This window comes from Bradyrhizobium sp. 23 (assembly GCF_023073295.1).
GTDB classification, from domain to species: Bacteria; Pseudomonadota; Alphaproteobacteria; order Rhizobiales; family Xanthobacteraceae; genus Bradyrhizobium; species Bradyrhizobium canariense_D.
On sequence record NZ_JADPJF010000151.1, the window covers coordinates 451,478 to 465,027 of the forward strand.

The 13,550-nt window shown below is 63.5% G+C and carries 13 protein-coding genes, 1 tRNA gene and 1 pseudogene; 4 read left to right on the forward strand and 11 right to left on the reverse strand.

All coding sequences use genetic code 11. The features are described 5' to 3' along the window. From IVB32_RS39165 to IVB32_RS39200, 8 genes and pseudogenes are all read right to left on the reverse strand, one after another. Positions 1 to 174: pseudogene (locus tag IVB32_RS39165) on the reverse strand (PTS sugar transporter subunit IIA); the annotation flags it as partial. Positions 175 to 412: 238 nt separating this feature from the next. Further along, positions 413 to 1,030 carry a ribosome-associated translation inhibitor RaiA gene (gene raiA / locus IVB32_RS39170; RefSeq protein WP_026233016.1) on the reverse strand — a complete coding sequence of 206 codons (618 nt, stop codon included), beginning with the start codon at positions 1,028 to 1,030 and terminating at the stop codon, positions 413 to 415. Positions 1,031 to 1,111: 81 nt separating this feature from the next. Further along, a complete protein-coding gene (gene rpoN, locus IVB32_RS39175) occupies positions 1,112 to 2,725 on the reverse strand; it encodes an RNA polymerase factor sigma-54 (protein WP_247295847.1) in 1,614 nt (537 codons plus the stop codon). A gap of 90 nt (positions 2,726 to 2,815) precedes the next feature. Next, positions 2,816 to 3,811 carry an LPS export ABC transporter ATP-binding protein gene (lptB, locus tag IVB32_RS39180; RefSeq protein ID WP_247370550.1) on the reverse strand — a complete coding sequence of 332 codons (996 nt, stop codon included), beginning with the start codon at positions 3,809 to 3,811 and terminating at the stop codon, positions 2,816 to 2,818. Between the two features lie 266 nt (positions 3,812 to 4,077). Continuing rightward, positions 4,078 to 4,788, reverse strand: coding sequence for an LptA/OstA family protein (locus IVB32_RS39185; RefSeq protein WP_026233014.1), 711 nt, complete (start codon positions 4,786 to 4,788; stop codon positions 4,078 to 4,080). Positions 4,789 to 4,793: 5 nt separating this feature from the next. Beyond that, a complete protein-coding gene (lptC, locus tag IVB32_RS39190; protein WP_018455740.1) occupies positions 4,794 to 5,522 on the reverse strand; it encodes an LPS export ABC transporter periplasmic protein LptC in 729 nt (242 codons plus the stop codon). A 144-nt stretch (positions 5,523 to 5,666) separates the two neighbouring features. Then, positions 5,667 to 6,281 (reverse strand): ribonuclease D, encoded by a 615-nt coding sequence (locus IVB32_RS39195; protein ID WP_007598566.1) that lies wholly within the window; start codon positions 6,279 to 6,281, stop codon positions 5,667 to 5,669. Positions 6,282 to 6,428: 147 nt separating this feature from the next. Continuing rightward, positions 6,429 to 7,952, reverse strand: coding sequence for a hypothetical protein (locus IVB32_RS39200; protein WP_247370552.1), 1,524 nt, complete (start codon positions 7,950 to 7,952; stop codon positions 6,429 to 6,431). Positions 7,953 to 8,820: 868 nt separating this feature from the next. Between IVB32_RS39200 and IVB32_RS39205 the strand changes: the two genes are divergently transcribed. Beyond that, positions 8,821 to 9,213, forward strand: a complete 393-nt coding sequence (locus IVB32_RS39205) for a lysozyme inhibitor LprI family protein (protein WP_247413098.1) — start codon at positions 8,821 to 8,823, stop codon at positions 9,211 to 9,213. Here IVB32_RS39205 and IVB32_RS39210 read toward each other — a convergent pair. Both IVB32_RS39210 and IVB32_RS39215 read right to left on the reverse strand, forming a co-directional pair. Beyond that, positions 9,200 to 9,385 carry a hypothetical protein gene (locus IVB32_RS39210; protein WP_157642950.1) on the reverse strand — a complete coding sequence of 62 codons (186 nt, stop codon included), beginning with the start codon at positions 9,383 to 9,385 and terminating at the stop codon, positions 9,200 to 9,202. The two genes, IVB32_RS39205 and IVB32_RS39210, sit on opposite strands and share 14 nt — an antisense overlap. A 44-nt stretch (positions 9,386 to 9,429) precedes the next feature. Continuing rightward, positions 9,430 to 9,516 (reverse strand) — tRNA-Leu (locus IVB32_RS39215). Positions 9,517 to 9,679: 163 nt separating this feature from the next. Between IVB32_RS39215 and IVB32_RS39220 the strand changes: the two genes are divergently transcribed. Next, on the forward strand, positions 9,680 to 10,645 hold the full coding sequence (locus tag IVB32_RS39220) for a complex I NDUFA9 subunit family protein (protein ID WP_018455737.1): 966 nt from the start codon (positions 9,680 to 9,682) through the stop codon (positions 10,643 to 10,645). A gap of 33 nt (positions 10,646 to 10,678) precedes the next feature. On the opposite strand, the gene IVB32_RS39225 is transcribed toward IVB32_RS39220, so the two are convergent. Beyond that, positions 10,679 to 11,485, reverse strand: a complete 807-nt coding sequence (locus IVB32_RS39225; protein ID WP_026233013.1) for an undecaprenyl-diphosphate phosphatase — start codon at positions 11,483 to 11,485, stop codon at positions 10,679 to 10,681. Between the two features lie 170 nt (positions 11,486 to 11,655). Here IVB32_RS39225 and IVB32_RS39230 point away from each other — a divergent pair, with 170 nt between their 5' ends. Both IVB32_RS39230 and queG read left to right on the forward strand, forming a co-directional pair. Then, positions 11,656 to 12,348, forward strand: coding sequence for a glutathione S-transferase family protein (locus IVB32_RS39230; protein WP_018455735.1), 693 nt, complete (start codon positions 11,656 to 11,658; stop codon positions 12,346 to 12,348). Next, a complete protein-coding gene (gene queG / locus IVB32_RS39235) occupies positions 12,297 to 13,487 on the forward strand; it encodes a tRNA epoxyqueuosine(34) reductase QueG (RefSeq protein ID WP_247413101.1) in 1,191 nt (396 codons plus the stop codon). Before IVB32_RS39230 ends, queG begins: the two co-directional genes overlap by 52 nt. The last annotated feature ends 63 nt before the right edge of the window (positions 13,488 to 13,550 follow it).

The following is a 13,550-nucleotide window of genomic DNA, read 5'->3' on the forward strand; positions in this document are numbered from 1 at the left end:
GACCGCAGTGGTGCCGAGCTTCTCGCGTTGCAGGAGTACCTCGAACACGGAACGCTCGTTCTGCCCGGTCAACTCGGCGGCCTTGGCCGCGAGTTCCTGAAGCGCCTGCTTCTTGCTGTTGACCTTCAATGCCGGGAGAATCGCCTCGGGCGCGACCAGATCGGTAATCGGCATGGAAGTTTTCCGAGGTGAATGAAAACGTCAGGTTCCGAATTGGCCAGCCTGGACAAAGAACCTGGGCGGGCCGACGTCAAGAAGATGAAGCAGGAGGCGGACTTAGCTCGCCCCTGATGTGGGGGGCTTCTACTCCAACGCAATCCCGGTGCCAACTCCCGCGTGCAGCTTTGCCCCGGTCATTGTTAAGGCGGAAAGGGGCCCCGGCGCGGGGCCCCCAGAGCGTCGCCCGACGGCCTCACGCCTTGCCACCCACCTTGCCGTCCGTCTTGACCCCCGGGGGGTCTATCCAGCCGACATTGCCGTCGGCCCGGCGGTAAATGATGTTCACCCGGCCGGAGGAGCCGTGCTGAAACACCAGGCAGGGCGCCCCGCTGAGGTCGAGTTCCATGACCGCTTCGCTCACGGACAGCGGCTTCAGCGAGGTGGTGGCCTCGGCGATGATGACGGGGCTGTAGCCGGTGATCTCGTCCTCATCCTCACCCTCGCCCGGTGCCTCCAGCACGTAGCTGGTGGCATCCATCGCGGCCAGCGCCGCGGAGGCGACATGGGCCTTGCGGGCGGAGCGATCCTTGAGCCGGCTCTTGTAGCGCTTGAGCCGCTTCTCGATCATCACCAGCGCCTGGTCGGCACTGGCATAGGCGTCCGGTGCGTTGGAATCGGCCTCGAGCGTGATTCCCGAATCAAGATGCAGCGCACAGTCGGTGCGGAAGCCGAAGCCGTCCTTGCTCAGCGTGATGTGACCAGAGTAATTGCCGTCGAAATATTTGCGCAGGACCTCTTCAGTCCGGTCGTTGACGCGGCCGCGCAGGGCCTCGCCGACGTTGACGCTCTTTCCCGAGATGCGGAGAGTCATGTGAACCTCACTTGGTTCGTGCCTGGCCTGGATTTGGGCCCGATAGCAGATCGAGAGTAGCGCGATTTCGCGCCGGCGCAATCAGGCCGGTTCGGGATTGCGGGAGCGATCGGCCATGGCGGTGGAGACGACGTTACCAAGAGCGCTCTGCTTGTCGCGACGGCGTTGCACCGAGGAAGGAATGCGCATGGCTTCGCGGTACTTCGCGACCGTGCGGCGGGCGATATCAATGCCCGAGCCGCGCAAGCGTTCCACGATGGTGTCGTCGGACAGGATCGAGGAGGGCGCCTCCGCATCGATCAGCTGCTTGATGTGGTGGCGCACGGCTTCGGCCGAATGAGCCTCGCCGCCATCGGCCGATGCAATCGAGGCCGTGAAGAAATATTTCAGCTCAAACGTGCCGCGATTGGTCGCCATGTATTTGTTGGCGGTGACGCGCGACACCGTGGATTCATGCATCTGAATGGCGTCGGCGACGGCCTTCAGATTCAGCGGTCGCAGATGCGCCACACCATGGATGAAGAAGCCGTCCTGCTGGCGCACGATTTCGGTTGCGACTTTCAGGATGGTGCGGGCGCGCTGGTCGAGCGCACGCACCAGCCAGGTCGCGTTCTGAAGCGCATCGGTGAAATACGATTTGTCGCCGTCCTTGCCGATCTTCTTCGAGAGCTGCGAATAGTAGGTCTGGTTGACCAGCACGCGCGGCAAGGTGTCGCTGTTGAGCTCGACATGCCAGCCGCCATCGGGTCCCGGGCGGACATAGACATCGGGCACCATGGTCTGGAGCCGGGCCGTGCCGAACTTCATGCCGGGCTTGGGATTGAGCCGGCGGATCTCGCCGATCATGTCGGCGATGTCCTCATCGTCGACGCCGCAAACCTTGCGCAAGGCTCCGATGTCGCGCTTGGCGAGGAGGTCGAGATGCTCGACCAGGGCCTGCATCGCGGGATCGTAACGGTCGAGCTCGCGGAGCTGGATCGCCAGGCATTCGCTCAAATTGCGCGCGCAGACGCCGGGCGGATCGAATTTCTGCAGTACGGCAAGAACGTTCTCGACGTCCTGTTGCGATGCGCCCAGCCGTTCGGCGGCCTGCCCGAGATCCGGCGGCAGGTAGCCGGCTTCGTCGACGAGGTCGATCAGATACTGGCCGATCATGCGCTGCGCGGCCCCGGTGAAGGCAACCGAGAGCTGCTCGGCGAGATGGTCGCCGAGCGTGGTCTCCGCGGCGACAAAGGCTTCGAGATTGTAGTCCTCGTCACCGGAGGCGCCGCCGCCCCATTCGGTGTAGGTGGTCGGCGCCGCATCCTGGGCGTTGCGCGCGGCCGCCTCGGCCGGTTCCTCGGAGAAGACGTTGTCCAGCCCGGTGTCCATGGTCTGCTCGATCTCGGCGCGGGTGCCGAGATCCTTGCTCATCCACTCTTCCTGGCCGGGCTCGAAGGCTTCGCCCGGGCCGCCGCCCGGCTCGTCGTTGTGGCCGCCGTCGCTGTCATTGAACTGGCCGGTCTCGGCCGGGCCCTCGCCCGCGGGCGGCTCGTCATTGGCCCGTTCCAGCAGGGGATTACGCTCGAGTTCCTCTTCGACGAACGTCGTGAGATCGAGATTGGACAATTGCAGCAGCTTGATCGCCTGCATCAACTGCGGCGTCATGACCAGCGACTGCGATTGCCGGAACTCTAATCTCTGCGAAAGCGCCATGAAGCAAGAACCGATCCCAAAAGTTGGTCCGATTTTTGCTTATCCTAGTCCAAGCCCGATGTACACGTCTTGACGAATTGGAAAAACGGGCTAGAGGCGGAATTCCTCGCCAAGGTAAAGGCGGCGCACGTCCGGATCGGCGACGATCTCATCCGGGCTCCCCTCGGTCAGGATCTCACCGGCATAGACGATGTAGGCGCGATCGGTGAGGCCGAGCGTCTCGCGCACATTGTGGTCGGTGATCAGCACGCCGATGCCGCGGTTGGTGAGATGGCGGACGAGGTCCTGGATGTCGCCGACCGCGATCGGATCGATGCCGGCAAAGGGCTCGTCGAGCAGCATGTAGTTCGGACGCGTCGCCAGTGCGCGCGCGATCTCGACGCGGCGCCGCTCACCGCCGGACAACGCAATCGACGGCGATTTCCTTAGGCGCGTGATGTTGAATTCGTCGAGCAGCGAGTCGAGCTGCTGCTCGCGCTTCTTGCGCGACGGCTCGACCACTTCGAGCACGGCGCGGATGTTCTGCTCGACGGTGAGACCGCGGAAGATCGAGGCCTCCTGCGGCAGATAGCCGATCCCGAGCCGCGCGCGCTGATACATCGGCAGCTTGGTGACGTCGTGGCCGTCGAGCTCGATCGCGCCGCGATCGGCCTTGATCAGGCCGGTGATCATGTAGAACACGGTGGTCTTGCCGGCGCCGTTGGGGCCGAGCAGGCCGACCGCTTCGCCACGGCGCACATAGATGCTGACGCCGCGCACGACCTGGCGGCTGCCAAAACTCTTTTCCACGCTATGCACAGCCAGGAAGCCCGGCCGCTTCAAGAGCTGAGGCCCGCCGGAACCGTTGGGCCTGCCGGCAGCCCTCACGGGATGAACCGCCTGGGCCCGGGGCTGCTCGGCTTGATAGTCCCCTTGGAACTGATCGGGTGCGTGCATCGGCTGGTTACGGGCGATCGGCGGCGCGTCCCTGACAGGGCTGACGAGGCCGCCGACGCTGTCAGCGAGCGCGGTGATGTCCTGGCGCGCAAATCCTGGCCGGCCGCGTTTGGCGGGGCGCCGACGGAACATGCTGAAGAGATCGACCATCCCCGCCTTCTAGCCTTTCGCGACGATCCTGCGCGGTCTTCGCGCGATCTGCCACGCCGGCTTCAGGATTCGCCGACGCAGCATGAATGAAGGGATGTCTCATGCCCAGTGAAACACGCCCGAAAAGCGGCGAACCCCGCTTCGAAAGCCCTTCGCGCTAGATACAGTCTCGGCGCGCAAGCTTCAACCTCGGATCGGCGATGATCGACCCAAGCGTCTGAAATCATTCTTCAAATTTACTTTGACGGGCTTGGGTCTACGCTGACTTATTTGGGTTTAGTTGCGCCAGGCAATTGCAGAGGTCCCGCGCCGGGCTTGCCCGCGCCTCCGGATCCGCAATCATTGCCGCCGCCCTGCGGCAGCAGCGCCTGCACCCGGCCGCTATCGGATTCCACACGCGACACGCCCGTGGTCATGTCGACCGCCAGCCGGTCGCCGCGCAGCACGTTCTTGCACTGCGTCAAGACGACGCCCCCGAGCATGGTGATGAGGTTGGTGCGGGTGTCGAACACGGCGGTCTCGCCCGTGACCACCTGGTCCTTCTGGGTGACGACGACATTGCCGCGCGCCTCCAGTCGCTTGATCGAGGAGTTGCCGCCCGGTCCCGGCGTCGCCGACTGCATCGGCGCCCCCTTGGTCGCCTTTGCCGCAGGCTGTGGCGCGGCCGGCTTGTCGCCGCCCGAATCGTAAAACACCACCAGCGTCTTCGAGGTCATGGTGGTGTCGCCCTGAATGACCTTCACATTGCCGGAAAACGTCGCTTCCTTCTTCTTGTCGCGCATCTCGAGCGAGGCGGCCTCGATCTGGATCGGCTGATCGCGGTTCTGCGAGAAGCCCTGCATCGCGTTGGGCACGCCTTGCATCGTGCTCTGCGCGATCGCCGCACCCGTTGCGACCAGTGCGATGCCGACGGCGAGCGCGGCCGCACCCGGGATGACGCGCCGCTTGCCGTCGTTGCGCGGAAAAAACCTGATCATGAAAATCACTTTGAATTGGCGGACTTGTTCTGGGGCGTACGTGTCTTCGCAGCCGGCGCGGGTTCAGTCGGCGCGGGCTGAGTGGCGGCAGGATCGTCCAGCTTGTCGAGGTGCATCACCACATTCCCTTCGAAGCGGATGACGTCGCCGCCTTCCGTGATCCGCAGCCGATCGGCCGTCAGCGTTCCGTTGGTCAGCTTGACGTCGACATGCTCGTCCGAGGAGACCGTGCCCTTGCCCATGTCGACGAAGGCCGAGTTCAGCCGCGCCTCGTAGCCGGTCGAGGTGCGCAGGAAGATGTCCTTGTGCAGGTCGAGCTGCTGCTGCTTGTTGTCGAACCGTCCAGTGCGGGCATCGAGGAACAGGGTCGATTGGTCTTCCATCAGCACCTTCGCGCGCAAATCATGGAGATCGACATGATCGGGATCGGTGATGTCCTGGGTCGCGGTCTTGGCCCAGAGCTCGTAGGGCCGCTGGTCCGGCGTGAAGCCGGACATGTGCGGCGATTCCATCGTGATCTTCGTGCCAGTGACCACGAGATTTCCGGAGTCGAGCTTCACGGGGATCTGGAACGGGTTGAAAATGGTCGAGATGAGGACGAGCAGACCCATGGCCGCGGCCACTGTCGTCGGCACCGCGATGCGCAGAATCCGCACCAGGCGGCTGTGGCGCGCCGCGCTGGCGAACTTCGCCGCGAGCGCGGCGTCGTAGGTGACATTGTGGGCCGAATTCACCTGGGCTCCTGAGGTGTCGCTCGCCTTGTCCGGCTGGCGGGCGCCCCATTGTAGCCGGCAACGCCAAAATATGCAGCCCGCGACAGGCCGTTACGAAAGTGTCTGAAACGGGGCGACCGCCCAGCTTGGCCGCCGCGCTAAACTCTAGGAATGCGCGAAAATGTCCTCTTCGGCCCAGCCCTGGAGATCGAGCAAAGCGCGGGTCGGCAGGAAGTCGAAACAGGCTTTGGCCAGCGCCGTGCGGCCTTCCCGCGCCAGCATGGCATCGAGCCGCTCGCGCAAGCCGTGCAGATGCAGCACGTCGGAGGCGGCGTAGGCGAGCTGCGGCTCGGTCAGGCTGTCGGAACCCCAATCGCTCGATTGCTGCTGCTTGGAGAGGTCGACATTGAGCACCTCGCGCACGAGGTCCTTGAGGCCATGGCGGTCGGTATAGGTGCGGATCAGGCGGGAGGCGATCTTGGTGCAGTAGATCGGCCCGGTCATGACACCAAACGTCTGGTACAGCACCGCGACGTCGAACCGCGCAAAGTGGAAGATTTTCGTGTTCGCGGGATTGGCCAAAAGCGCCTTCAAGTTCGGCGCGTCGGTATGACCTTTGGGGATCTGCACCACGTCCGCGCTGCCGTCGCCGGGTGAGAGCTGCACCACGCAGAGCCGGTCGCGATGCGGGTTCAGGCCCATGGTCTCGGTGTCGATCGCCACCGCTCCGGTATAGCGGGACAGATCGGGCAGGTCGCCGCGGTGCAGGCGTACGGTCATGGCGTTTCAAACCTCAATCGAATCGGTGCGCTTTGCAGGCTAATCCCCGGCACAGACGCTGGCGAGGGCCGGCCGCGATGTATCCGCTGGCAGCCGCCGGCGCAAGCATCAGGCGCGGCTGGTCATACAGAGCCGCGGCGCTGGTCGTCATTGTCTTTTGGCTTCGCCGGCGAAACCGGATTGCGGCCTGACGTAAACGGTCTCGTAAGCGCCGGTGTATTGCTCGCGCCAGCCTCGCCGCTCCACCAGAAATCGCCGCAGCTGTTCGTGCGCCTTGACCCACAGCACGGCGTCGATCCGGTATTTGTCGAGCACCATGTCCCACGCGGCTTCGTCGATCTCCCAGCTCACCAGCTTGAAATAGTCGCGCAGCAAATCGTCCGGATAGGCGGTCGCGGCGCGACCGTCGACGAATGGGGGGACGGTGCCGTGCGTCGCGAAGATCAGGTAGCCGCCGACGTTCCAATTGTTCAGGACCCGCCGACCTGCGAGATGCTTTCGCAGATAGCCGGCATCTTCACTCGACAGCATCGACGGAAGTGCGAGCGCCGGTGCAACGTTCAAATAGGCCATCGGCAGGGTGCCGAGACCGACGATGCCGGCGGCCAGCAACGCTCCCCTCACGTCCCGACCGGTGAGACGCTCAGGCAGCAAGCGGCTGAGGTGAAGCGCCATCGGCGCGGTCGAGAAAATGAAGAAGAAAGCGATGTACCTGAACTGATACAGTCCCAGAATCAGAAACAGCCAGGACATCAATCTCGGCTCGAGCGGGATCGGTCTGGAGTTTCTGTAGCGAAGCTCGAGCGCGACGAAGGCCAGCATGTACAGGATGCCGGGAATGCTGCCCGGCATTTCCATGTTGTGATAGTAGGACAGCCATTCGCCGATATTGCCCTGGACGAAGTGCCCCATCGTCGCGGCGGCACCGGCATAGATATTCCAGCCGAGCGGATTGATGGAGGTCGCGGCAAGGCACCCGATCCCCGCGAGAGCAAGGATCCGGAGCTCGGCCCAGGCCCCTCTGAGCACGGCGCCGCCGCAGAAGACGCCGATCACGAAAAAGCCGAGCAGAAAACCGCCATGCAGATTGGCCCAGAGCACCATCAACACGGGAAGCACGAACCATCGCGTTCGTCGCAGGCATTCGCGATAGAAGACGACGCAGAACAACATCGTGCATGTATTCGGCGAGACCGCGAGATACATGTTCGGCGAAGCTTCGTAAGCGGGATAGAGCAGGCAGGCCAAGAAGACCGAGACGCAGACCGCGATCGCCGACGCGCCGTAGCCGAGAGAGATCGCGGTCAGGATGCCGACGATCGCTGCGCCGCAGGCCACCGTCAGCAGGACGAGGCTGCCAAAGCCTGCGTATTGAAACGTCGCACTGGCAAGCGCGTCCCAGAGCCAGGACAGATTGAGCCATGGCTTGTCGCCGTGGGTGAACGACCAGGGGTCGTGGAGCGGGATGGCGTTGCGCTCCCGGATGATATCTCCGGCCGCCAGATGCCAGCCCAGATCGTAATGGCCGAGCAGAAGCGGCGCGTTCAAGACGTAGAACAGGCAGATGAACGAGATCAGGAACAGATAAATTCCCGATCTCAGGAGAAACGGGCTGATCGCGTTCGCAGCCTTGTCGAATGCCGGCTCGTGCCAGACCTGATGCTGATCCACCGCTTCCCCCACGATAAAGCGAGCCCGATGGCTCCGCGCTCGCCGACGGCCGGATGCGAGCCTGCCCGCTGACTAAGAGCTAGTTTGTCTAAAGCGGGGTAAATTCGGACGATGCAACCGAGGGGGGATTGGCGGAATGAAATTCCGCTCAACGGCGGGCTTCCGAGGTCTCCCAAGCAGCTGTTTACACTTGGAAATCTTCGAAGCGGACCTGCATCGTCTCATCCCCGAGCTGTTATTAATGGCATTGCTGGAAAATGCCCGAAATCGCTTCAGCTACCGGTTTCGGCAGCGGCGGCGGCGCAGTCACCGGCTTCGGGGGCGGAGGTGGTCTCACCGGCGGGAGCGATTCAACGACCTGGGTTGGGTGTGGTGCCCAGGAAAAGACTCGATCGTCACCTTCAGTTGTCCAAATGGAGGCCCGCGAGACCGCGACCGCGCAGCGTGGAGATCGCCAGTGCGTGCCTTAAGCGGTCCCGCCGTCATTATTCGTCAGCGTAGCTCCTGTTCCACATTCAGGTGAACCAACGCTGGGCCTTCGATGACCAAAGTTGCATGTATCACCTATTGGTCGAAAATCCCGTAAGTCAGGTCAAGGCACATCAAAGGCATTGATTGGAGAGGGCGTAGCCGAAGCCGCATACCCCCTCGTTTTCCCTTCGCACTCGCCGGCCGGCCCTTCCGCCACATCCGCCGGTCTACCGTCTCGCTGAGCTTCATGCGCTCGCAGTGGTGTTCTGTTCCATATTTTCGATGCGTCGAACGGAGATCTCCAATGAAGCTCAAACTTGCCGTCGCGATGCTCGCCGCAAGCCTCCCGATCGCATCGATGGCTTTCGCCCAAGGCATCGCGCCAGCCGAACTTGCGGTGATCGATGGCTGCCTGAAGACCGCGGAGAAAACCGGCGGTTTCGGCGGCGCGTGCGTTGGGCTCGTCGCCGACCCCTGCATCAAAGCGGCAGAGGGCGCGAATGACGATGTCGCCAAATGGAAAGCCTGCGCGGCGCGCGAACTCGCCATTTGGACGCAGAAAACCAATGAGGCGCTAAAGAAGGTTCAGGCCGGCGGGTTCGCCGACGCGATCAAGGCGGTCAATGACTCGCAGAAAACTTTCGCCGCGTCGCGTGATGGCTTCTGCGCGGTCTTCGACAAGGTCGATCCCGGCATGTACCGGGGCAGCGCGAGCTACTGCCGCCTGCGCGAGACCGCGAACCGCTCGCTGAGCCTGATCAAGCTCGGCGCCGCGGTCAACGAGCATTGAGACCTCTTAGGCGCTTGGGGTCATCAGCTTTGCCGACCTTTTCCCACATAGCGATGACGGCTTCGGCCGCGAGCGCGGTGGACGTCGGCGCGTAGCGCTTGCCTGAACGACTGAAGCCAGCCTCCAGATCGCCTGCGATCGCCGTGCCTCGGTTTTGAGTACCGGTCAGCAACTCAAATTCCCTGCAAAAGCGATTTCAATCGCTTGAGTAGGAGATGGTGCCCAGGAAAGGACTCGAACCTTCACGGCCGTTAAGCCACTGGCACCTGAAGCCAGCGCGTCTACCAATTCCACCACCTGGGCATGCCGGTTAGGCACGGAGGCGGTTACTACGGTTCGGTGACGCGGTTGTCAATTCATGCTTGAACCCCGCTTCGGGATGCGGATTGCGCATCGCAAACCGGCCCGATACAAGCCTGACGAGACGCACTCTTCCCGCAGGATATGGACCCCAGGAATGGATCCCATGGCATCGAATCTGGACACGCTCGTCACGGTTTTCGGCGGATCGGGGTTTTTGGGCCGGAATGTCGTCCGCGCGCTGTGCCGGCGCGACTACCGGGTCCGGGTCGCGGTGCGGCGGCCGGAGCTGGCCGGGTACCTCCAGCCCTCCGGCAAGGTCGGGCAGGTCCACACCGTGCAGGCGAATGTCCGTTATCCGGCCTCGATTGAGGCGGCACTGCGTGATTCGCAGATCGTGATCAATCTGGTCGGCATCCTCGCCGAGGGTGGCGCGCAGAGTTTTGACGCCGTCCAGGCCAAGGGCGCCGAGACCATCGCCAAGGCGGCCGCGGCCGCGGGGGCACAGCTGATCCATGTCTCGGCGATCGGCGCCGACGCGGAATCGCCCTCGCGCTATGCCAGGGCCAAGGCGGCCGGAGAAGCCGCGGTCCTGGCCGCGGTGCCGTCGGCGACGATCTTCCGCCCCTCCGTGATGTTCGGCCCCGAGGACCAATTCACCAACCGCTTCGCGGCGCTGGCGCGGATGTCGCCGGTGCTGCCGCTGATCGGCGGCGACACGAAGATGCAGCCGGTCTATGTCGGCGACGTCGCCACCGCGGTCGCGGATGCCGTCGACGGCAAGGCCAAGGCGGGCGCGACCTACGAGCTCGGCGGCCCGGAAGTCCTGACCATGCGCGAGATCATCGAGGCCATTCTCGCGATTGCCGATCGCAAGCCGATGCTGATGCCGCTGCCGTTTGGCCTCGCCCGCTTCAAGGCCAACTTCCTGCAATTCGCGCCGGGCGCGCTGAAGCTGACGCCGGACCAGGTCACGCTGCTCGCGCGCGACAATGTCGTGTCGGACGCGGCGAAGGCCGCTGGGCTAACGCTGGAAGGCCTCGGCATCGCGCCCGACTCGCTTGAAGCGATCGCCCCGCAATATCTCTGGCGTTTCCGCGCCGCCGGGCAATTCCAGCGCAAGAGCGCGTAACCATCCCCGCAGTCAATTGTTTGAAGTTCGGGGTTACCGCCCCAGTGCCAGCGCGATCAGGCCGAGGGTGCCGACGATCACGCGCCACCAGGCGAACACCACGAAGCCGTGGCGGGTGACGTATTCCAGGAACGTCTTCACCACGATGATGGCGGTGACGAACGACACCACGAAGCCGATCGCGACGATGCCCATGTGGTCCATCGTCATCTCGGAGCGGTTCTTGTAGAAATCGTAGGCGAACGCGCCGATCATGGTGGGAATGGCGAGGAAGAACGAGAACTCCGCCGCCGCGCGCTTATCGGCCCCGAGCAGCATGGCGGAGACAATGGTTGCACCGGAGCGCGACACGCCCGGGATCATCGCCAGACACTGCGCGATACCGATGTAAAGATACATCAGCAGCGGAAACCGGGTGGCGTCATGCTCGCGCGCCTTGAGATCGAGCTTGTCGACCCAGAGCAGGATGGCGCCGCCGACGATCAGCGAGAAGCACACCACCCAGGGATTGAACAGCAGACTCTTGATGTATTTGCCGCCGACGAGACCGACGATGACGGCGGGAAGGAACGCCACCAGCACGCCGATCACGAAGCGGCGTGCATAGACGTCACCCGTGAACATCCCGATCGCGACGTCCCACAATTTCTTGAAGTACAACACGACGATCGCGAGGATCGCGCCGAGCTGGATCAGGACCGTAAACGAATCCCAGAACGCGCCTTCGCCGAGATGGAAAAAGCGCTCAGCAAGCAGCAAATGGCCGGTCGAGGACACGGGAAGGAACTCGGTCACACCCTCGATGATGCCGAGGATCACTGCCCGTATTGCATCTGACATATTTACGGTCCATTTCGGCTGGAAAAGCGGGGCTCTTCTCGCCCATCCGCTCCCTTGCTGCAATCGCAAAATGCGGCGTCGCGCCCTTGCTTCGCGGTTTTGAATGACTAGTGTGGCGCCGCACAAAACATTGATGGATTCTTAAGCACCATCACATAGTCAAAGGCTTCATGTTTACGCTGTTTCATCATCCGTTCTGTCCGCATTCGCGGTTCATCCGCCTGATCGCGGGAGAATACGGGCTTGAGCTGAAGCTGATCGAAGAGCGCAGCTGGGAGCGGCGCGAAGCATTTCTGCTGCTCAATGCGGCGGGCACGACGCCCGTCCTGGTGGACGACGAGCAGCCGCCGATCCCGGGCGCGGCGATCGTCGCCGAATATGTCGACGAGGCCTATGGCTCTGAGATGGGACTTAAGCGCCTGATGCCGGACACGATCGGCGAGCGCGTCGAGGTCCGCCGGCTGATGGCCTGGTTCAACGAAAAGTTTTTCGAGGAAGTCTCCCACCCGCTCGTCACCGAGCGCATCTACAAGCGCTTCATGAGCGAGGACAACGGCGGGGGCCCGCCCTCGGCCGACGTGATGCGCGCCGCCAAGGCAAACGTGCGCTATCATCTGGCCTATATCGGCTGGCTGGCGCAGACGCGTAATTTCCTCGCCGGCGACCGGCTCACCTACGCGGATCTCGCCGCCGCGGCGCACCTCTCGGCGATCGACTATCTGGGCGACGTGCCATGGAGCGAGGACGACGCGGCAAAGGCCTGGTACGCACGGGTGAAATCCCGCCCGTCGTTCCGTCCGCTGTTGAGCGAATGGCTGGCGGGCGTGCCGGCGTCGCGGACCTACGTGGACCTGGACTTCTGAACTCCGATCCGACCGAACTGAAGACGGCGCTGGCAAACGAAGCACGTGCGCTCGGCTTCGACTGCATCGGCATTACGGAGCCCGGCACGATCGAAAGCGCCGGAAAACACTTTCTCGAATTCATCGCATCCGGCGGCCATGGCGACATGGACTGGCTCGCCGCGCAGCCGGAGCGCCGGGTCGATCCCCGCGGGCTGTGGCAGGACGTGCGCAGCGTCATCATGCTCGGCGTCAATTACGGCCCCGACCAGGATCCGCTCGCGATCCTGCAACAGCGCACGCGCGCGGCGATCTCGGTCTATGCGCAGGGCGACGACTATCACGACCTCATCAAGAAGCGCCTGAAGGCACTGGCGCGATGGCTGGTCGCGACCGCAACTTGTGAGGTGAAGCCTTGTGAAGTGAAAGTATTCGTCGACACTGCGGCCGTGATGGAGAAACCGCTGGCGCAAGCCGCGCATCTGGGCTGGCAGGGCAAGCATACCAATCTGGTCTCGCGCGAATTCGGCTCATGGCTGTTTCTCGGCGCGATCTACACCACGCTGGAACTGCCGCGCGACGACGCCGAGATCGATCATTGCGGCTCGTGCCGGGCGTGCCTCGACATCTGCCCGACCGCGGCCTTTCCCGCGCCCTACAGGCTCGATGCGCGGCGCTGCATCTCGTATCTCACCATCGAGAACAAGGGCCCGATCCCGCGCGAATTTCGTAAAAGGATCGGCAACCGCATCTATGGTTGCGACGATTGCCTCGCCGCCTGTCCCTGGAACAAGTTCGCGCAGGAGGGCCGTGAGGCCAAGCTCGCCGCACGTGACGCTTTGCGCGCGCCAGGTCTTGCCGAGCTCGCACGGCTCGACGACGCTGCGTTTCGCGCGCTGTTCACCAAATCGCCGGTGAAACGCATCGGCCGCGACCGCTTTTTGCGCAACGTGCTGATCGCGATCGGCAACTCCGGTGATGCGGCACTGGCGGACGAGGCGCGGCGATTGCTGGAGGATGAGAGCGCGCTGGTACGCGGGGCTGCGGTATGGGCGCTGGGGCAGTTGGTGCCGCGGGATGAGTTCGAAACGATGAGAGCAACCGCCATAGCGCGCGAGCGTGATGACGGCGTGCGCGAGGAGTGGGAGCTCGCTTCCTAATCCTCGGTGTCATGCCCCGGCTTGACCGGGGCATCCAGTACGCCGCGGCCTATCGATTCAATC

Bases quoted from the DNA above. Each gene is read 5' to 3' on its own strand.
- lptB (WP_247370550.1), bottom strand. From the start codon at position 3,811: ATGGTCGATCTCTTCAGCATGTTCCGTCGGCGCCCCGCCAAACGCGGC.
- IVB32_RS39185 (WP_026233014.1), bottom strand. From the start codon at position 4,788: ATGATCAGGTTTTTTCCGCGCAACGACGGCAAGCGGCGCGTCATCCCG.
- IVB32_RS39230 (WP_018455735.1), top strand. From the start codon at position 11,656: ATGTTTACGCTGTTTCATCATCCGTTCTGTCCGCATTCGCGGTTCATC.
- IVB32_RS39225 (WP_026233013.1), bottom strand. From the start codon at position 11,485: ATGTCAGATGCAATACGGGCAGTGATCCTCGGCATCATCGAGGGTGTG.
- queG (WP_247413101.1), top strand. From the start codon at position 12,297: ATGGCTGGCGGGCGTGCCGGCGTCGCGGACCTACGTGGACCTGGACTT.
- rpoN (WP_247295847.1), bottom strand. From the start codon at position 2,725: ATGGCGCTTTCGCAGAGATTAGAGTTCCGGCAATCGCAGTCGCTGGTC.
- raiA (WP_026233016.1), bottom strand. From the start codon at position 1,030: ATGACTCTCCGCATCTCGGGAAAGAGCGTCAACGTCGGCGAGGCCCTG.
- IVB32_RS39220 (WP_018455737.1), top strand. From the start codon at position 9,680: ATGGCATCGAATCTGGACACGCTCGTCACGGTTTTCGGCGGATCGGGG.
- IVB32_RS39195 (WP_007598566.1), bottom strand. From the start codon at position 6,281: ATGACCGTACGCCTGCACCGCGGCGACCTGCCCGATCTGTCCCGCTAT.